Source organism: Aurantimonas marianensis, assembly GCF_024195285.1.
GTDB lineage: Bacteria > Pseudomonadota > Alphaproteobacteria > Rhizobiales > Rhizobiaceae > Aurantimonas > Aurantimonas marianensis.
Map to the genome: position 1 here is coordinate 44,768 of NZ_JALHBS010000090.1, position 17,521 is coordinate 62,288.

18 protein-coding genes are annotated in these 17,521 nt (G+C 63.2%); 10 read left to right on the plus strand and 8 right to left on the minus strand.

Going from position 1 to position 17,521, the window contains the following annotated elements; translation table 11 throughout:
• Positions 1-93 precede the first annotated feature (93 nt).
• From MJ956_RS14730 to rsmA, 3 genes are read left to right on the plus strand one after another with little or no spacing between them, the layout of a single operon-like run.
• Complete coding sequence (locus MJ956_RS14730; RefSeq protein ID WP_253965196.1) at positions 94-1,038, plus strand: SurA N-terminal domain-containing protein; 945 nt, start codon at positions 94-96, stop codon at positions 1,036-1,038.
• Positions 1,035-2,093 (plus strand): 4-hydroxythreonine-4-phosphate dehydrogenase PdxA, encoded by a 1,059-nt coding sequence (gene pdxA / locus MJ956_RS14735; RefSeq protein WP_253965197.1) that lies wholly within the window; start codon positions 1,035-1,037, stop codon positions 2,091-2,093. The genes MJ956_RS14730 and pdxA overlap by 4 nt, the downstream gene beginning before the upstream one ends.
• Positions 2,090-2,926, plus strand: a complete 837-nt coding sequence (gene rsmA / locus MJ956_RS14740; RefSeq protein ID WP_253965198.1) for a 16S rRNA (adenine(1518)-N(6)/adenine(1519)-N(6))-dimethyltransferase RsmA — start codon at positions 2,090-2,092, stop codon at positions 2,924-2,926. Before pdxA ends, rsmA begins: the two co-directional genes overlap by 4 nt.
• Positions 2,927-2,929: 3 nt before the next feature.
• On the opposite strand, the gene gmk is transcribed toward rsmA, so the two are convergent.
• From gmk to MJ956_RS14780, 8 genes are all read right to left on the minus strand, one after another.
• Entirely contained in the window at positions 2,930-3,595 is a 666-nt protein-coding gene (gene gmk / locus MJ956_RS14745; protein ID WP_253965199.1) for a guanylate kinase, read from the minus strand.
• The gene (locus MJ956_RS14750; protein WP_253965200.1) at positions 3,592-4,479 is read right to left on the minus strand and encodes a YicC/YloC family endoribonuclease; all 888 of its coding nucleotides are present in this window, start codon (positions 4,477-4,479) and stop codon (positions 3,592-3,594) included. The genes gmk and MJ956_RS14750 overlap by 4 nt, the downstream gene beginning before the upstream one ends.
• A gap of 39 nt (positions 4,480-4,518) precedes the next feature.
• Positions 4,519-5,613 carry an endolytic transglycosylase MltG gene (mltG, locus tag MJ956_RS14755; RefSeq protein ID WP_256477901.1) on the minus strand — a complete coding sequence of 365 codons (1,095 nt, stop codon included), beginning with the start codon at positions 5,611-5,613 and terminating at the stop codon, positions 4,519-4,521.
• Between the two features lie 127 nt (positions 5,614-5,740).
• On the minus strand, positions 5,741-7,006 hold the full coding sequence (gene fabF, locus MJ956_RS14760) for a beta-ketoacyl-ACP synthase II (RefSeq protein WP_253965202.1): 1,266 nt from the start codon (positions 7,004-7,006) through the stop codon (positions 5,741-5,743).
• Positions 7,007-7,046: 40 nt separating this feature from the next.
• On the minus strand, positions 7,047-7,283 hold the full coding sequence (locus tag MJ956_RS14765) for an acyl carrier protein (protein ID WP_026358398.1): 237 nt from the start codon (positions 7,281-7,283) through the stop codon (positions 7,047-7,049).
• 178 nt (positions 7,284-7,461) lie between these two features.
• A complete protein-coding gene (gene fabG / locus MJ956_RS14770; protein ID WP_253965203.1) occupies positions 7,462-8,199 on the minus strand; it encodes a 3-oxoacyl-[acyl-carrier-protein] reductase in 738 nt (245 codons plus the stop codon).
• A 42-nt stretch (positions 8,200-8,241) separates the two neighbouring features.
• A complete protein-coding gene (gene fabD, locus MJ956_RS14775) occupies positions 8,242-9,177 on the minus strand; it encodes an ACP S-malonyltransferase (protein WP_253965204.1) in 936 nt (311 codons plus the stop codon).
• A gap of 129 nt (positions 9,178-9,306) precedes the next feature.
• Positions 9,307-9,651 carry a hypothetical protein gene (locus MJ956_RS14780; RefSeq protein WP_253965205.1) on the minus strand — a complete coding sequence of 115 codons (345 nt, stop codon included), beginning with the start codon at positions 9,649-9,651 and terminating at the stop codon, positions 9,307-9,309.
• On the opposite strand from MJ956_RS14780, the gene MJ956_RS14785 reads away from it, so the two are divergent.
• The 7 genes from MJ956_RS14785 (at position 9,538) to MJ956_RS14815 (ending at position 17,503) form a co-directional block, all read left to right on the plus strand.
• Entirely contained in the window at positions 9,538-11,508 is a 1,971-nt protein-coding gene (locus MJ956_RS14785) for a putative bifunctional diguanylate cyclase/phosphodiesterase (RefSeq protein WP_423724889.1), read from the plus strand. The genes MJ956_RS14780 and MJ956_RS14785 overlap by 114 nt on opposite strands.
• Before the next feature lie 389 nt (positions 11,509-11,897).
• A complete protein-coding gene (gene rpsF / locus MJ956_RS14790) occupies positions 11,898-12,344 on the plus strand; it encodes a 30S ribosomal protein S6 (RefSeq protein WP_253965207.1) in 447 nt (148 codons plus the stop codon).
• Between the two features lie 6 nt (positions 12,345-12,350).
• On the plus strand, positions 12,351-12,599 hold the full coding sequence (gene rpsR / locus MJ956_RS14795; protein WP_206455025.1) for a 30S ribosomal protein S18: 249 nt from the start codon (positions 12,351-12,353) through the stop codon (positions 12,597-12,599).
• Between the two features lie 133 nt (positions 12,600-12,732).
• The gene (locus MJ956_RS14800) at positions 12,733-13,704 is read left to right on the plus strand and encodes a hypothetical protein (RefSeq protein ID WP_253965208.1); all 972 of its coding nucleotides are present in this window, start codon (positions 12,733-12,735) and stop codon (positions 13,702-13,704) included.
• Between the two features lie 32 nt (positions 13,705-13,736).
• Entirely contained in the window at positions 13,737-14,348 is a 612-nt protein-coding gene (rplI, locus tag MJ956_RS14805; RefSeq protein WP_253965209.1) for a 50S ribosomal protein L9, read from the plus strand.
• A 200-nt stretch (positions 14,349-14,548) separates the two neighbouring features.
• On the plus strand, positions 14,549-15,832 hold the full coding sequence (locus MJ956_RS14810; protein ID WP_253965210.1) for a cyclopropane fatty acid synthase: 1,284 nt from the start codon (positions 14,549-14,551) through the stop codon (positions 15,830-15,832).
• 186 nt (positions 15,833-16,018) lie between these two features.
• Positions 16,019-17,503 (plus strand): replicative DNA helicase, encoded by a 1,485-nt coding sequence (locus tag MJ956_RS14815; RefSeq protein ID WP_253965211.1) that lies wholly within the window; start codon positions 16,019-16,021, stop codon positions 17,501-17,503.
• The last annotated feature ends 18 nt before the right edge of the window (positions 17,504-17,521 follow it).

The following is a 17,521-nucleotide window of genomic DNA, read 5'->3' on the forward strand; positions in this document are numbered from 1 at the left end:
GGCACCTGCCCATTACCATCCTTTCGCCAAAGCCGCGCTATAGGTGACCTTCTGATGTGCCTGCACGCCATTATCAAGGGAGTTGGTCGGACCATGACCGTTCGGAATTTCATCAACCACACGGCCATCGTTTTCGCGTTCGTTGCCGCCTCTGCGACGATGGTCGCCACTACAGCCGCTCCTGCCCTGGCGGCCTCCGAGATCAGCATTGTCATCAACAACCAGCCGATTACGACCTTTCAGATCCGCCAACGCGCGGCCTTCCTCAAGCTGCGCCGGGTCGGTGGCAACACCACGCAGAAGGCCACCGAGGAACTGATCGACGAGGAACTGAAAAAGCAGGAAATCCGTCGCCGCGGGATCAATATCCCCGATGCCGCGGTCGAGGAAGCCTTCGGAAAATTCGCGGCGGAGAACAAGCTGACGCCGGCGCAATTAGGCGAAGTGCTGTCGCGCGCCGGTTTTTCCGCAAGCGCGTTCAAAGATTATATCCGTGTCCAGATGGGCTGGGGTCAGGCCATACAGTCGAAGCTGCGCTCCAGCGAAAAGCTCAGCGAGCAGGAAATCGTCCAGCGCATGCTCGCTCAAGGCGGCGAGAAACCGACGACAACCGAATACACGCTGCAACAGGTCATCCTGGTGATACCCGACGGTGAGCGTAAGTCGCTCATCGGCAAGCGAATGAGCGAAGCCAATGCCATGCGGTCGCGCTTCCGTTCTTGCGAGGCGACCTACGATGTCGCCAAGTCGCTGCGGGACGTCACCGTCCGCGATCTCGGCCGCGTCGCCCAGCCGGAATTGCCGCCGCGCTGGAAGGACGACATCATCAACGCCTCGGTCGGCAGGACGACCCCGGCGAAGGAAACCGAGCGCGGCGTGGAGTTCATCGCCGTTTGCAAAAGCCGCAGCATCTCGGACGATATCGCCGCCGGCATGGTATTCCAGTCACGCGACCTCGAGAAGCTGGGCGAAGGCGGCGAGCCGGACGCCGCCTTCCTCGAAGAACTCAAGAGCAAGGCCCAGATCGTTCGCCGATGAGCCCATCGGCCGCCAATGCCTCGCCCCACCTGAAGCCGATCGCGGTCACGGTGGGGGAGCCCTCGGGGGTGGGGCCCGACATTGCGCTGGCGATCCATGCGCGCCACGGGGGCGACTTGCCAGCGTTTTTTCTCCTCGCGGACCCGGAGATGCTGGCCGAACGGGCGAACCGTCTCGGCTATGACGTTCCCATCCGCGCCATCGCGGCGCCTTGCGAGGTCGAAGCGGTCCGGTCCGGCGAACTGGCGGTGCTGCCGTTGGTAAACCGACATCTGGAAGCGCCCGGCGTGGTCGATCCGATCAACGCGGCCGGCACAATCGAAGCGATCGACCGGGCGACGGCGCTGGTTCTCGAGGGCCAGGCCGCCGCGCTGGTCACAGGCCCAATCGACAAGAAGGCGCTCTACGACTTCGGGTTCCGCCATCCGGGCCACACGGAGTATCTCGCCGATCTGTGCGCGAAACGGGTCGGTGCATCGTTCACCCCGGTGATGCTCCTGACCGGCCCGGAACTGTCATGCGTACCGGTGACGATCCACATTCCCATATCCGCGGTTCCCGGCAGCCTGAATGCGGAACTCATCGAAACGACCTGCCGGATCGTCGCGGCCGACTACCAGGCTCGGCTGGGCATCGCCTCGCCGCGGCTCGCAGTGTCGGGACTCAATCCCCACGCGGGTGAGAAGGGCGCGATCGGCGACGAGGATGAGACCGTCATACGGCCGGCGATCGCGCGTCTGCGCGCTGCCGGTATCGACGCCTTCGGGCCGCTGCCGGCCGACACGATGTTTCATCCGGCTGCTCGGCGCGGCTACGACGTGGCCATCTGCATGTACCACGATCAGGCGCTGATCCCGGCGAAGACAATCGCCTTCGACCAGACGGTGAACGCGACGCTCGGCCTGCCGATCATCCGAACGTCGCCCGACCACGGCACGGCCGCCGACATCGCCGGGACCGCCAAGGCGCGTCCCGACAGCTTCCTAGCGGCGCTTCGCCTCGCCGGCCAAATGGCGGCCAGGGCCGCCGTTGCCAATACGGCCACGGGTGAATGAGCTCGCCCGATGGGCTGCCGCCTCTGCGCGCCGTGATGCTCGAGCATGGCCTTGATCCGAAGCGCGGCCTCGGCCAGAATTTTCTGCTCGATCTCAATCTCACGGCACGTATCGCACGCCAGGCGCATCCGCTTGCAGGCGCGACGATCGTCGAGATAGGGCCCGGACCCGGCGGACTGACACGCGCCCTGCTGGCCGAGGGCGCCGATCGCGTCATCGCGATCGAAAAGGACGCACGCTGTCTGCCGGCGCTCAAAGCGATCGCGGATCATTACCCGGGTCGTCTCGAGATCATCGAAGCCGACGCCCTGACGATCGATCTGGCCGCGCTGGCACATGCCGGGCCGCTGAAGATCGTTGCCAACCTGCCCTACAATGTGGGTACCCAACTGCTGCTGAACTGGATCGCGACAGCGCGCTGGCCGCCCATGTGGTCAAGCCTGACGCTGATGTTCCAACGCGAGGTGGCCGAACGCATCGTCGCTGCGCCTGGCTCCGATCATTACGGCCGCCTCGGTGTGCTTACCGGCTGGCGGACGCGCGCGCGCATCCTGTTCGACATCTCGCGCGAGGCCTTCACGCCGCCGCCGAAGGTGACCTCGTCCGTGGTCCATCTGCTGCCGATAGCCGACCCCGAGCCGGCTTCGCTCGACGCACTCGAGCGGGTGACCGCAGCAGCCTTCGGCCAGCGCCGGAAGATGCTGCGCCAGAGCCTCAAGCCACTCGGTGGCGAGGCATTGCTCGAAGCGGCAGAAATCGACCCACGGCGGCGCGCCGAGACGCTGACCGTCTCGGAGTTCGTCCGTCTCGCGAATCACATCCGTAGCGCGTAGCCTTCAATCGATCTCTTCGGCGAGCAGCGCGGCGGTAAAGTCGAACAGTCCCGGCCGCCGGTCGCGGCGAAGCCGCTCGGCATTGATGATCGATCGTACCGCCGAAAAGGCGCGGTCCAGATCGTCATTGACGACCACATAATCGTAGTCCCGCCAGCGCTCGATCTCGATACGCGCATTCTTCAGTCTTACCGCGATGGTTTCGCCCGAATCCTCGGCGCGGCGCAAGAGCCGTGCTTTCAGTTCGGCCATCGACGGCGGCAGGATGAAAATCGAAACGATGTCCGCCTTGGCCTGCTCCTGCAGTTGCAAGGCGCCTTGGTAGTCGATGTCGAAAAGCATGTCCCTGCCCTCCCGCATCGCCTTCTCGGCCGCATCCCGAGGGGTGCCGTAGAAGTTGCCATGCACCTCGGCCCATTCGAGCAAAGCATCGCCGGCTCGCATCCGCTCGAACTCCGCCCGGTCGATGAAGCGGTAGTGGACGCCGTCGATCTCGCTTGCCCGGCGCTTGCGCGTGGTGACGCTGACCGACAGCGAGAAACGCGGGTCGGAGTCGAGGAGATTGCGCGCGATCGTGGATTTCCCGGCGCCCGACGGCGAGGAAAGGACGAGCATGAGGCCGCGGCGTGCGATCGCCAGCAGCGATTCCGTGTCGAAGATCGACGTCATTCTATGTTCTGCACCTGTTCGCGGAATTGATCGATCACCACCTTCAACTCCAGGCCGATGGCGGTCAGCGACGTCGAATTCGACTTCGAACAGATAGTATTCGATTCGCGGTTGAATTCCTGCGACAAAAAGTCGAGTCGCCGCCCGATCGGGCCGCCCGCGTCCAACAGCGCCCTGGCCGCTCCCACATGGGCCCCGAGACGATCAATTTCCTCCCGGATATCGGCGCGCGCCGCAAGGATCGCCGCCTCCTGATGCAGACGGCCTTCATCAAGGCGCTCGTCCGTATCGAGGAGCCGGCTGACCTGGCTTTTCAGCCGCTCCCGGATCGCGTCGACCGATCGACTCGGGTCGTCTTCAGCGCGCCCGACCAACGCTTCGATCTCATCCAGACGAGCCGCCAGTATCTCGGCCATCGCACGGCCTTCCGTTTCCCTGGCCGCTGTCAGCTTCTCCACTGCCGCGAGGAAACCTCGGGCCACGCCCTTTTGACGCAGTTCCAAGGATTCGGGCGGTAGCGCTCGGTCCGCAATCTCCACAATGCCCTTGATCGCCATGATACCGTCGGCGGATGGCGGGGCGGCATGGCCGTCTGCGACAAGACGACTTGAGAGAGACAGGACCTGCCCCAGCATCGCCTCATTGACCGAAAACGCCGGCAGTTCGTCGTCTCGCCGAATCTGTAGGCTCGCCTGAATGTTTCCCCGTGTAACTTGTGTGGCCGCCAGCCGACGGCTGTCCGCCTCGATCGCCTCGAAGCCTGGCGGCAGTCGGAAGCGAAGATCGAATCCCTTACCGTTGACCGAGCGCAGCTCCCACACGAAGTCGACGCCATCGGTGGCATCCTCGTGGCGGGCAAAGCCCGTCATGCTCTGGACGGGCATCGCCTCCCCCTCTCGTCTCATCACGCGGTCGCCGGTTCGTCAGTCTGCCGCTTCCGCCGCGTCGAGCCGCTGCTGTCGCTCGAAAGCCCGGTACTTCTGCACATTGCGATTATGCTCGTCGAGCGTGGAGGAAAAGACGTGCCCGCCGGTGCCGTCGGCGACGAAATAGAAATCGTCGGTCTCGATCGGATTGGCCACGGCTTCCAGCGCGGCGCGGCCGGGGTTGGCGATCGGGCCCGGCGGCAGCCCCTTGATCTTGTAAGTGTTATAGGGCGTGTCGCTGTCGATGTCGGATTGCGTGACCGGCCTGTCGCTCGGCTTGCCGGCGCCGCCATAGACGCCGTAGAGAAACGTCGGATCGGACTGCAGCCGCATGCCCTTGTTCAGGCGATTGATGAAAACCGACGCAACATGCGGACGTTCGCTGGCTATCCCAGTCTCCCGCTCCACGATCGAAGCAAGGGTGATGAACTCCCCGACATCCTTGACCGGAATGTCGGGATCGCGCTGTGCCCAGATCTCGGCGACCAGATTGTCCTGGGCCTCCTTCATGCGCTGCACGAGTTCCTCGCGGGTGACGCCTCGCTGCACGAGATAGGTGTCGGGCCGCAAGGTGCCCTCGGGAAGCATGTCCGGCATCTCGCCGGTGAGAACCTCCGCTTCGGCGATCCTCTCGTAGACCTTCTCGACGGTCCAGCCTTCCGGCACCGATACCGAATGGGTGATCGAGGCACCCGCGCGAAGCTTTTCCATAACCTGACGCATGGACGTGCCCGGAGCGAAACCATACTCTCCGGCTTTCAGCGTGCCGCCGGCTCCGGCGAAACGAACGCCGTATTCGAAGATTTGCGCATCGCTGATGATCCCCTCGCGTTCGAGGCCACTCGCGATCGTCTGCACGCTGGTGTTGCGCGGCACGACATAGGTCGTTTCCTCGCGCAGCGGTCCCTGGCCCTCGAACTGGCTGTTGCCCCAATAGACGACCGCGCCTGCGCCGAGCATCAGAAACAGCAAGGCAGAAAGACAGAAGTTCAGGAAAATGACGAGCTGATTGCGAGAGTGGCGCGAACGTCGGCTCGCCCCCCGGGCGGACGACCGCTCCCGGTCGCCTCTCCCATGCGCGTTCCGAGCCAATACGGCCCCTTGTCGGTCGGTCACCGGATCACCCTTGAATGATACGCTTCATGGTCGCCGAAGCACCACTGGAATGTGGCAAAAGACGGGACGACGAAATTCGCCGCCGTCTCGATCACGGGATCAATCAGTCGGCATAACGCCGCAGAACCAGCGACGCGTTGGTTCCACCGAAGCCGAAGGAGTTCGACAACGCGACGTCGATCCGCTTCTCGCGTTTCACATGTGGCACGAGATCGATCTTCGTCTCAACCGACGGATTGTCGAGATTGAGCGTGGGCGGCGCCGTATTGTCGCGGATCGCCAGCGCCGAGAAGATCGCCTCGACCGATCCCGCCGCGCCGAGAAGGTGGCCGATCGCCGACTTGGTCGACGACATGGTGATGCCGTCGGCCGCATCGCCGACAAGGCGTTCGATAGCGCGAAGCTCGATCTCGTCGCCGAGCGGCGTCGAGGTTCCATGAGCGTTGACGTAGTCCAGATCCGAGGCCGAGATGCCAGCCCGCTTCATCGCGGCCGCCATGCACCGGTAGGCGCCGTCACCATCCTCAGCCGGCGCGGTAATATGATACGCATCACCCGAGAGACCGTAGCCGATGACCTCCGCATAGATGCGCGCGCCGCGGGCTTTGGCGTGCTCCAGCTCTTCCAGAATGACAATACCGGCCCCCTCGCCCATGACGAAACCGTCCCGGTCGCGGTCGTAGGGCCGTGAGCCCCTGGTCGGCTCGTCATTGAAGTGAGTCGATAGAGCCTTGCACGCGGCGAAACCAGCCAGCGACAGCCGCCCGACCGGCGATTCGGCGCCGCCGGCCACCATCACGTCCGCATCGCCAAAGGCGATCAAACGGGACGCATCGCCAATCGCGTGCGCTCCGGTGGAACACGCCGTCACCACCGAATGGTTCGGCCCTTTGAGACCATTGCGGATGGAGACGTGGCCGGAGGCCAGATTGATCAGACTGCCGGGAATGAAGAACGGGCTGACACGGCGCGGCCCCTTTTCGGCAAGGATCAGCGAGGTCTTCTCGATGCCGCGCAGACCGCCGATCCCGGACCCGATGAGAACGCCAGTCGTAATCTGGTCCTCATAAGCCTCCGGGTGCCAGTTCGCGTCATCCAGCGCCTCCGAGGCCGCCGCGACGGCGTAGAGGATAAAATCGTCAACCTTGCGCTGCTCCTTCGGCTCCATCCAGTGGTCTGGATCGAAGGTGCCGCTCTGGCCATCGCCACGCGGAATCTGGCCCGCGATCCGACAAGGTAGATCGTCGACCTCGAAGCTCTCAATCCGCCCCAGGCCGCTTTCGCCGTTCAGCAGACGCTTCCATGTGACGCCGGCACCCGCCCCGAGGGGGGTCACCATACCGACGCCCGTGATGACTACTCGTCTCATCAATCGCTCAATCGCCCCGGCGGACGCTCCGCCAGAAACGTCAGGCCTGGTTCTTTTCGATGAACTTCACCGCGTCGCCGACCGTCAGGATCGTCTCGGCGGCGTCATCGGGAATCTCCACGCCGAACTCTTCCTCGAAGGCCATGACGAGTTCGACCGTGTCGAGGCTGTCGGCACCCAGATCGTCGATGAAGCTCGCGTTCTCGGTAACCTTTTCCTGTTCGACGCCCAGATGCTCGACGACGATCTTCTTCACTCGCTCAGCGGTATCGCTCATGTTCAGTCCTCTATTGCGATTGGTGCTGCCGCTTTCGTTAGACGTGGGGCGGCGCTTTATCAAGCATGGTGGTTCCACGGTGTCGCGAGCCGCGCAACGAAAACAGCAAAATCTCTTCTTGGTGGCGGGCGCTTAGCATGCTCCGTCGCGCGGGCCAAGCGTCGCGCGCGGGATGGCGTCAGATCATCGCCATGCCGCCATTGATGTGAAGGGTTTGCCCGGTGACATAAGCCGCCTCGTCCGACGCCAGGAATACGGCGGCGGCCGCGATTTCACCCGCCTTGCCCATACGCTTCATCGGGATCGCTCCCATGATCGCGTCTTTCTGCTTGTCGTTGAGCTTTTCGGTCATGGCGCTGGCGATAAAGCCGGGCGCGATGCAGTTCACCGTGACGGATCGGGAAGCGATCTCCTGGGCGAGCGACTTGGAGAACCCGATCATTCCCGCTTTCGCCGCGCAGTAGTTCGCCTGCCCCGGATTGCCGGTGACGCCGACGATCGAGGTGATGTTGATGATTCGACCGAATCGGCGGCGCATCATCGGATGCGTCAGCCCTCGGGTCAGACGGAAGGCCGCCGTCAGGTCGATCTCGATGACACTGTCCCAGTCCTCGTCAGACATGCGCACGAACAACCCGTCGCGCGTCACCCCGGCGTTGTTGACCAGGATATCGACCCCCTGCATCTGGCTCTCGACCGTTTCCGCCAAAGCCTTTTGCTCGTCCCTGTCCGCCAGATTGGCGGGAAACACCATCGCCCGATCTCCGAGCGAGGCGGCGATGTCGTCCAGCTTCTCGCGACGGGTGCCGTGGAGACCGACGGCGGCACCGGCGCCGTGCAACGCACGTGCTATCGCCTCGCCGATCCCGCCGCTGGCACCGGTAACAAGCGCCTTGCGCCCGGTCAGATCGAACATCCCTGTTCCCTTCTCTCGTTTTCTGTTCATGCCGCCTGTGTATCAGCCACCTTCGACAAAGACCCGCACGTCGTCCGCGGTTCCAATAGACTTCGCCTCCAGAGTGCGATCGATGCGGCGCGCCAACCCGGCCAGCACCTTGCCGCTGCCGACCTCCACGAGGCTGGTCACCCCGGCGCCCGCCAGCCATTCGACACTTTCGCGCCAACGGACCTGGCCCGTCACCTGGCGCACCAGTCTTTCGCGTATCTCGTCCGGATCGGAGGTCGCGCTCGCCGTGATGTTGGAGACGACCGGGACGGCCGGCGCATTGATCCTCGCCCCGGCAAGCGCCTCGGCCATCCGATCGGCGGCCGGCTGCATCAGGCGGCAATGGAAAGGCGCCGAGACCGTCAGCGGGATCGCCCGCTTGGCCCCGCGCTCGGGGGCCAACGCCACTGCCCGATCGACGGCTTTCCTGTCGCCGGAGATGACGATCTGCCCGCCGCCATTGTCGTTCGCCGGCTCGCAGACGCCGTCCTCGGCAGCGTCCTGGCAAAGCCGCACAACCTCGCCCACCTCGAGCCCCAAACTCGCGGCCATCGCCCCCTGCCCCGGCGGGACGGCTTTCTGCATGGCAAGGCCGCGGATGCGCAAGAGTTTTGCGGCGTCGGCAAGGGTCAACGCACCCGCCGCCGTCAGCGCCGAGTATTCTCCGAGCGAATGCCCCGCGACGTAACTCGCCCGGCTCACATCGAAGCCTTCCGCTTCGAGCGCCCGGATGACCGCCATGGATACGGCCATCAGGGCGGGCTGAGCGTTCTGGGTCAGGGTCAGCCTTTCCTCGGGGCCTTCGAAGATCAACGTCGATAGCTTCTCCCCGAGCGCCTCGTCGACTTCCTCGAAAACCTTGCGGCTCTCGGCGGTGGTGTCGAACAGTGATCGCCCCATGCCGACGCTCTGACTGCCCTGCCCTGGGAAGACCAATGCCATGGTCATGCGAGTACTCCCGATCATCGTCTTAAGTGACGCACGCAATGGTTTGGGGAAGGCATCCCTGTCAAGGGCGCCGGCAATGGCGGCGAAGTATCGTGATAAAGCGAACGCCTGCCGGCTTTGGTGATCAACTTAAGATTGTTTCAATGGAATCGACTGAAAATATCGATCGACCGACATCGACGGCATGATCACAGGTTCATCGGCGGCGGAATCGACATTGAAGGTACGCTTCAGATGACGAAGGCGGGTTTTTCCGACCAGGGGCGCATCACGGCCGAGCATGCCATGATGCGAGAGATGCTCGACAACTCGGACCATGGCGTCGTGCTCTATGATCACGATCCCGCCGAGGGTCAGGTCGTGGCCTTCTTCAACGCCCAGGCGGCGAGCTATATGGAGCTTCCCGCGAGCATGTTGCGCGTCGGTCTCCCGCGCCGCGCCATCACAGCGTTTTGCCAGCAACGAGGCGATCATCCCGACGACTTCATTTCAGCCGAGCATCTTGCACGTCTGGAAAACGGGGCCGCCGCGGAGATCCTCGCGCGTCGCCCTTCCGGACGGCGAATTCTGGCCCGCTCCTTTCCCAGAACAGCCAAAGCCGGTTCGCTCACTCTCTATATCGACGTGACCCGCAGCATCGCCAGCGCCGAACGATTGCGCGAAAGCCGCGCCGAATACCGCGCCATGGCCGAGACCGCCCCAATCGGCTTCATTAGAATCGACGCGACGGGAAAAGTGCTGTTCGCGAATTCCGCCGCGGGCGAGATATTCGAGGGGGCCCCCTCTCAGACTGATCTCTTCGCGCGCATCAGCCCGACCGATGGCGAGTCTTTCGCGGACAAGATCCGCATGTCACAGAGTTTCCAGGCCGAACTCAAGATGCCGTACCATTCGCGGCACCTGATCGTGGCGATGTCACCGTGGAACGAGGCTCACGCCGTCCCCGAACGCATGTTGGCGCTGACCGACGTCACGTCGCTGACCGTTGCCCGCAAGCAGATCGAGCATATGGCCCGACATGACCCCTTGACCGGGCTCGGCAATCGCACGCTTTTCGCGGAGACCTGGGCAAGATTGATGAACGGTGGCGAGAGCCACCAAACCGTCGGCGCCATGATCACTCTCGATCTCGATCATTTCAAGCTCGTCAATGACGACTACGGGCACGGGGTCGGCGATCTGCTGCTGCGAGACGTCGCCGACCGCATCCAGTCGGGTTTGGAACGAAACGCAGCCGCCTTTCGCCTCGGAGGAGACGAATTCGCCGTGGTGATCGAGAAGCCTAATTCGGGCGAATGCCTGGCAGTGGCGAACGCGTTGGTGGATCTCCTTTCACAACCCTTTCTGATTGGCGATTTGACGCTGACCATCGGCTGCTCGGCGGGCATAGCGTCGATGCCGGGCGACGGCAGGACCATCGATGATCTACAAAGAGCGGCAGATGTCGCACTGTATCAGGTCAAGCGAAACGGTCGCAGCGGCGTTGCTCATTTCGACCCCGCCCAGGAACGGGAGATGGGCGAGCGGCGGCGCATGGAACTGGATTTGCGCCGCGCTGTCTCGGAGGAATCGTTCACTCTCGTTTATCAGCCGCAACTGGACCTCCAGACGGGGCGGACCACCGGGATGGAAGCTCTGATCCGATGGGAAAACAAGCGCCTGGGACGGATGGTGCCGCCGTCGCAGTTTATTCCCATCGCCGAGAGCTGTGGACTGATCACGCTGATCGATCTTTGGGTGATCCGCACCGCGGTCGAACGCATGCGTGCGTTCATCGATGCCGGCATCGAGCATCCCTATACCTCGATCAACCTGTCTCCCATCTCATTGGCACGTGAGGAAATTGTCAGCCAGTTGATCCACGCTCTTAAAAGGCACCGCGTTCCCCCGGAACTTCTGGAGATCGAGATCACGGAAAGTGTGGCGATCACCGAAAAAGAGTTGGTCGAAAAAACCCTGCTGGCCATCCAGAAGGCAGGTATCAAGGTCGCGATCGACGATTTCGGCGCCGGGCATACAAGTCTGGCATATATCCAGGCTCTGCCGATCAACCGCGTCAAGATCGACCGTTCGATCATCAATGGCATCGGACGGGACGAATCCACCCACGCCATCGTTGCCTCGATCCGTGACCTGTGCGGTCGGCTCGGACTGAAACTCACCGCGGAAGGAATCGAGACGGCGGAACAATGGGAAGAACTGCGCGACCTCGGCGCGATCGAAGGGCAAGGCTATTATCTGGGGCACCCGGAAGCACCCGAAATTCTGCTCGAGCGGCTGCAAGGAGAAATGCCGAGCGGTTCGCTCCGCCCCGGCGCCGCAACGGCCTGACCTCCAAGCACTGGAACCCGATCCGCGCAGCCGCGCCGGATGGACCTGCCGACATGGCTGCAGCTTGACGCGCGTGCCGCGACGGCGCCGATAGTAGCCGCAGCGACGCCGCCGTTGCCGCAATTTCAACAAAGGCTTGAAAAACCCGCGCAAACCGGATAGGTCCGCGACCGTCAATGCTTGGGTCTCAGCTGGGGGCTGAACGGAAGGCTGCCGGATTGCCGGCAACAAGATGCCGCAGGGCATCGGCTTCCCGTGTCTCCGCTCTCGACGCTCTCGTACAGGCGCCTTTCCAATTCGACCCGATCTCGGGTTTCGCAGGGAAGTCGCAGAGGCTTAGCCGCTGTACCCAGGCAAAATGCGAACGTAACATGGAAAGGCGATAGCGCATGGCTCTTTACGAGCACGTATTCCTCGCGCGCCAGGACATCTCCAATCAGCAGGTCGATCAGCTCGTCGAGCAGTATCGCGGCGTGTTGGAGTCGAATGGCGGGTCGGTCGGCAAGGTCGAGAACTGGGGTCTCAAGACCTTGACCTACCGGATCAACAAGAACCGCAAGGCCTATTACACCCTCATGAACATCGACGCCCCGTCGGCGGCGGTCCAGGAAATGGAGCGCCAGATGCGCTTCAACGAGGACATCCTTCGCTACATGACGGTCCGTGTCGAGGAGCATGAGGAAGGCCAGTCGGCCATGATGCAAAAACGCGATGACCGGCCCCGGCGCGGCGGCCGCGACGATCGTGGCGGCCGAGAAGACCGCGGCGACCGTGGCCCCCGGCGCGATCGCGACGACGATCGCCCTCGCCGCCCCCGCGACAACGATTCGGAGTAGTCCCAGATGGTCGATATCGCCCAGCTTCCCACCCGCCGGCCGTTCCACCGCCGCCGGAAGTCCGATCCGTTCGCCGGCACCGATTCGCCGAAGATCGACTACAAGGACGTCCGCCTCCTGCAGCGCTACATTTCCGAGCGCGGCAAGATCGTTCCGTCCCGGATCACCGCTGTATCGCAGAAGAACCAGCGGGCGCTTGCCCGTGCGATCAAGCGCGCCCGTTTCCTGGGTCTTCTGCCCTACCTCATCAAGTAGGAACGGTCACACTCTCGAAGCGGCGTCCAACCGCCGCTTCGCTTCCATCCGCGTCAGGCCGCGCATGGAAAGTCGCACAGCCTAGTTGGGGCCGAGGCCTCTAACTGCCGCGAGCAGGACAGCGCAAGTCGTCATGAAACCATCCACTCTCCTCATTGCCCTCGTATCGGGCCTTGCCAGCGCGCTGCTGTTCGCGGGGCTCGTGCTGCAATCGACTTCGGCGATCAGTTTTGCCCTGGCGGCTCCGATCCCGATCGCCATCGCCAGCCTAGGCTGGGGTTCGGTCGCCGGATTCATCGCTTCCGCAGTTGCCGGCATGACGATTTACGCCATCGCCATGTCCGGCCCGAGCGCGCTGACCCTGTTCGGGACGATGGCGCTGCCGATGGCGGTCGCGGGCCACCTTGCCGGATTGGCGCGGCCCGCGTCCGAGCCGATGCTGGCGAATGGAGCAAGTTCGGCCCGTCGATCGGAAAGCGATCTCGACTGGTATCCCTTGGGGCGCGTGCTGTTTGCGATCGCCGCGATGGCGATTGCCGCCTGCCTGTTTCTCGGGTGGCTGCTCGGCTATGATCCGGACGCTTTCGTCCCGACGGTTGTCGAGGCGCTCGGCCAAGGCGGCGGTCCGGGGATGGAGACGCTGAGCGAAACGCAATTGCGCGAGTTCGCCGAACTCGTGATTGCCCTCGTCCCGTTTGTTCAGCCCGCGCTCCTGACCATTACCTTGGCGAGCGGCCTTTATCTTGGTGCCGCTGTCGTCCGCGTTTCCGGCCGCTTGCCGCGACCCAAGGACGACATCCCGTCGGCCACTCATTTGCCGAAATTGGCCCTGCCCATCTTCGGTGCGGCGGTCGCTGCCGTCTTCCTTGGCGGCTCAATTGGCGTCGTCGCAGCCGTTGTGGTCGGTGCGTTGGGAGCCGCCTTCACCTTGGTGGGACTGGCGAGCCTCCACCGTCGCACCCGGGGCCGTCCGGGCCGGGGCCTGGTGCTGTTCACAAGTTATGCGGCGATCTTGCTGCTGTCTTTCCCGATCGTCCTGTTCATGACGCTCGGGCTCTTCGAAACCTGGCGCGGCCAAGATGGACCGCCGCCCCGCCAATCCTGAACAATCGATCCCGATCCAGAAAGGACAAGATCATGGACGTCATTCTTCTCGAACGCATCGCCAAACTCGGCCAGATGGGCGACACCGTGAAGGTGCGCGATGGCTTCGCCCGCAACTATCTCCTGCCGACCGGTCGCGCTCTACGCGCCAACGACGCCAACCGCGCGCGCTTCGAAGCGCAGAAGAGCCAGCTCGTAGCTCGCAACGAAGAGCGCAAGGCAGAAGCTCAGGGCGTTGCCGCGACGCTCGAAGGCAAGAGCTTCGTCGTGGTACGCTCCGCCGGCGAAACAGGCCAGCTCTACGGGTCCGTATCGACGCGCGACATTGCCGAGATCCTGGCTGGCGAGGGCTTCAAGGTCGGCCGCAACGAGATCCAGCTCAACGAACCGATCAAGCGGATCGGGTTGCATTCTGTCACTATCGCGCTTCATGCCGAGGTCGAGCTTGATATATCGATCAACGTCGCCCGTTCTCCTGACGAGGCAGAGCGTCAGGCCCGCGGCGAGGAACTGACCTCGGCTGATGCCATCTATGGGACCGACGAAGAGGAAAGCTTCGACGAGGAGGAGCTGGAAGACGGCGAGGACGACACCGGCGAAGCCTCCGATTCCGACGCCCCCGCGGAGAGTGAAGAAGCCCGGTAGAACCGCAGGCAGCGAACGCGACGTCAGCCGGGTTCGCCATGCAGTCAGATCGTATGCGGGAAAGGCTTCGCTTCGGCGGAGCCTTTTTTATTGCCATCGGCGTCGTTGCGCTTAAATCTAGCAGGGTCGCTTATGTTCACGCGCTCCGGCGGCTATGAGTGGCCGCGGATTCTTCGGACGAAGGTCAGGAGATTTCGATCATGAACCGCATCCTGTCCACCTACCTTACCCCCCTCTTTCACTTCGGAAGTCTGACCGTCACTGACCCGGACGGGCAGTCGTCGCGATGGGGCGACGGGACCGGCAAGCCGCTGCATATCCGGTTCAACTCGAAAGCGGCGGAATGGGGCGTCGCGATCAACCCCGGTCTTAAGTTCGGCGAAGCCTACATGAACGGCGGCGTCGACATGGTCGAGGGCACGATCTTCGACCTGCTTAGTCTGGTGTTCCGCAATGGCGGCAGCGACGCGACGAGCGAACCCTGGATGCGGGCGATCGACCGGACGCGACTACTCTTTCGCCGCTATATCCAGAACAACACGCCGCGGCGGGCGCGCGCCAACGTCCATCGCCACTACGATCTGTCGAGCCAGTTATACGACCTGTTCCTGGATGCGGACAGGCAATACAGTTGCGCCTATTTCGAAGATCCGAACGTCACCCTCGACCAGGCACAGTTGGCCAAGAAGCGCCATATCGCGGCGAAGCTCTGCTTCGACCGTCCCGATTTGCGGACCCTCGACATCGGCTGCGGCTGGGGCGGGCTCGGGCTCTATCTGGCCCAGCATCTGGACGCGAAAGTGACCGGGGTCACGCTCTCCGACGAGCAACTCGCGATCGCCCGACGCCGGGCTGCGGACTCGGGTCTTTCCGGACGCGCCGATTTCCGCCTGGAAGACTACCGCGACACCCAAGGCCCGTTCGACCGCATCGTCTCGGTGGGTATGTTCGAGCATGTCGGTCTAGACTTCTACGAGGACTATTTCGGACAATGCGCTCGTCTCCTTGATGACGATGGCGTCATGCTGCTGCACACGATCGGGCGGACCCAAGAGCCGGCAAACACAAACGCCTTCATCGGCAAGTACATCTTCCCCGGCGGCTATCTGCCGTCCCTGTCGCAGGTGACCAAGGCCATCGAGCGCAGCGGTCTGATCGTCACCGACTTCGAAATTCTCCGGCTGCATTATGCCGACACCCTGCGGCATTGGCGTGAGCGCTTCGAAGCCCGGCGCGATGAGGCCAAGGCGATCTACGACGAGCGATTCTGTCGCATGTGGGAATTTTATCTCGCGGCATCGGAAACGGCGTTCCGCTGGCAGGATCTCGTCGTTTTCCAGATCCAGCTGACGAAGAAACTCGGCACGCTCCCGATTACGCGGGATTATATTTACGAGACTGAGACCCGGCTTCGGATGAAGGAACAGGCCGCCAGCCGAACCGAACGGCTGGAATCGTGGGACGACCGCAACGCGGCGGAATAGCCGAGGCGGTTTCGCGCCGGATTTCGTGTCAACGCGCGGCGGAACTTATCCCCGGAGTTATGCACAGCACGTCACAGGTTTCGGCGAACCGATTCATATCATCGCGGGGATGCCAATTTGCTAGGATTGAGCAGCTCCATGGTGTAGTGCGGGCGCATCCCGAAACGGCGACAGAGGTCACGCGGCATGGCGGATGCGGCGCGTAAAATCGATGACGAAACGGCGCTTTATCGCGAGGCTCCGAGCAACATCGAGGCCGAGCAGGCGCTGCTCGGCGCCATGCTCGTCAACAATGATGCCTATTACGTCGTCCATGATTTTCTGAAACCGGACCATTTCTTCGAGCCGCTGCATCGGGAGATCTTCGGTAAGACGTCAGAGATGATTCGGATGGGCAAGATCGCCAACCCGGTGACGATCAAGACCTTCCTCGCGGCCAACGACAAAGTGGGCGATTTGACCGTCGCTCAATACCTGGCGCGGCTCGCCGCCGAGGCGACGACCATCATCAATGCCACCGACTATGGTCGCGCCATCTACGACCTGGCGATTCGCCGCTCGCTGATCCGGATCGGCGAGGACGTCGTCAACATCGCCTTCGACGCACCGCTCGACATGGAGCCGAAGAGCCAGATCGAGGACGCCGAGCGCCGCCTGTTCGAGCTGGCGGAGACCGGCCGCTATGACGGCGGCTTTCAGTCCTTCACCGACGCGGTAACCCTGGCCGTCCAGATGGCGACCGCGGCGAAGGACCGCGACGGCGGCCTCTCCGGGGTTTCCTCCGGGATCATCGGGCTCGACGGGCGCATGGGCGGGCTGCAGCCCTCCGATCTGATCATCCTGGCGGGCCGTCCTGCCATGGGCAAGACCTCGCTGGCGACCAACATCGCCTTCAACATCGCGGCGGCCTACGAACCCGCCGAGCAGGCGGACGGCAGCTTCAAGGCCAAGAACGGCGGCGTCGTCGGTTTCTTCAGCCTCGAAATGTCGGCCGAACAGCTCGCCACCCGCATCATTTCCGAGCAGACCGAAATCTCCTCCTCCAAGATCCGGCGCGGCAACATCAACGATCAGGAGCTCACCAAGCTGATCGGCTGTTCGGAGATGATGCAAAAGCTGCCGCTCTACATCGACCAGACCGGCGGTATCTCGATCGCGCAGCTATCGGCGCGGGCCCGGCGCCTGAAGCGACAGCGCGGGCTCGACGTTATGATCATCGACTACGTCCAGCTCATGCAGGGATCGAGCCGCACGCAGGGCAACCGCGTCCAGGAAATCACCGAGATCACCACCGGTCTCAAGGCGCTCGCCAAGGAACTGAACGTGCCGATCATCGCCCTGTCGCAGCTGTCGCGTCAGGTCGAAAGCCGCGACGACAAACGGCCGCAGCTCTCCGATCTGCGCGAATCCGGCTCGATCGAGCAGGATGCCGACGTGGTGATGTTCGTTTATCGCGATGAGTATTACCTCGCGAACCGGGAGCCGAAGCCGGGCACCGACGAGCATCTGAAATGGGAGCAGGAATTGAACGAAGCGCGCGGCAAGGCGGAGGTGATCATCGCCAAACAGCGTCACGGACCGACCGGGACCGTCCCCCTCGCCTTCCAGGCCGAATACACGCGCTTTACCGATCTCGCGGACGAGACCTATCTTCCCGAGCGTTTCGAGTAGTCTCGCGACGATGCCGCT

Bases quoted from the DNA above. Each gene is read 5' to 3' on its own strand.
- MJ956_RS14730 (WP_253965196.1), top strand. From the start codon at position 94: ATGACCGTTCGGAATTTCATCAACCACACGGCCATCGTTTTCGCGTTC.
- pdxA (WP_253965197.1), top strand. From the start codon at position 1,035: ATGAGCCCATCGGCCGCCAATGCCTCGCCCCACCTGAAGCCGATCGCG.
- rsmA (WP_253965198.1), top strand. From the start codon at position 2,090: ATGAGCTCGCCCGATGGGCTGCCGCCTCTGCGCGCCGTGATGCTCGAG.
- gmk (WP_253965199.1), bottom strand. From the start codon at position 3,595: ATGACGTCGATCTTCGACACGGAATCGCTGCTGGCGATCGCACGCCGC.
- MJ956_RS14750 (WP_253965200.1), bottom strand. From the start codon at position 4,479: ATGCCCGTCCAGAGCATGACGGGCTTTGCCCGCCACGAGGATGCCACC.
- fabF (WP_253965202.1), bottom strand. From the start codon at position 7,006: ATGAGACGAGTAGTCATCACGGGCGTCGGTATGGTGACCCCCCTCGGG.
- MJ956_RS14765 (WP_026358398.1), bottom strand. From the start codon at position 7,283: ATGAGCGATACCGCTGAGCGAGTGAAGAAGATCGTCGTCGAGCATCTG.
- fabG (WP_253965203.1), bottom strand. From the start codon at position 8,199: ATGTTCGATCTGACCGGGCGCAAGGCGCTTGTTACCGGTGCCAGCGGC.
- fabD (WP_253965204.1), bottom strand. From the start codon at position 9,177: ATGACCATGGCATTGGTCTTCCCAGGGCAGGGCAGTCAGAGCGTCGGC.
- MJ956_RS14780 (WP_253965205.1), bottom strand. From the start codon at position 9,651: ATGATCGCCTCGTTGCTGGCAAAACGCTGTGATGGCGCGGCGCGGGAG.
- rpsF (WP_253965207.1), top strand. From the start codon at position 11,898: ATGGCTCTTTACGAGCACGTATTCCTCGCGCGCCAGGACATCTCCAAT.
- rpsR (WP_206455025.1), top strand. From the start codon at position 12,351: ATGGTCGATATCGCCCAGCTTCCCACCCGCCGGCCGTTCCACCGCCGC.
- MJ956_RS14800 (WP_253965208.1), top strand. From the start codon at position 12,733: ATGAAACCATCCACTCTCCTCATTGCCCTCGTATCGGGCCTTGCCAGC.
- rplI (WP_253965209.1), top strand. From the start codon at position 13,737: ATGGACGTCATTCTTCTCGAACGCATCGCCAAACTCGGCCAGATGGGC.
- MJ956_RS14810 (WP_253965210.1), top strand. From the start codon at position 14,549: ATGAACCGCATCCTGTCCACCTACCTTACCCCCCTCTTTCACTTCGGA.
- MJ956_RS14815 (WP_253965211.1), top strand. From the start codon at position 16,019: ATGGCGGATGCGGCGCGTAAAATCGATGACGAAACGGCGCTTTATCGC.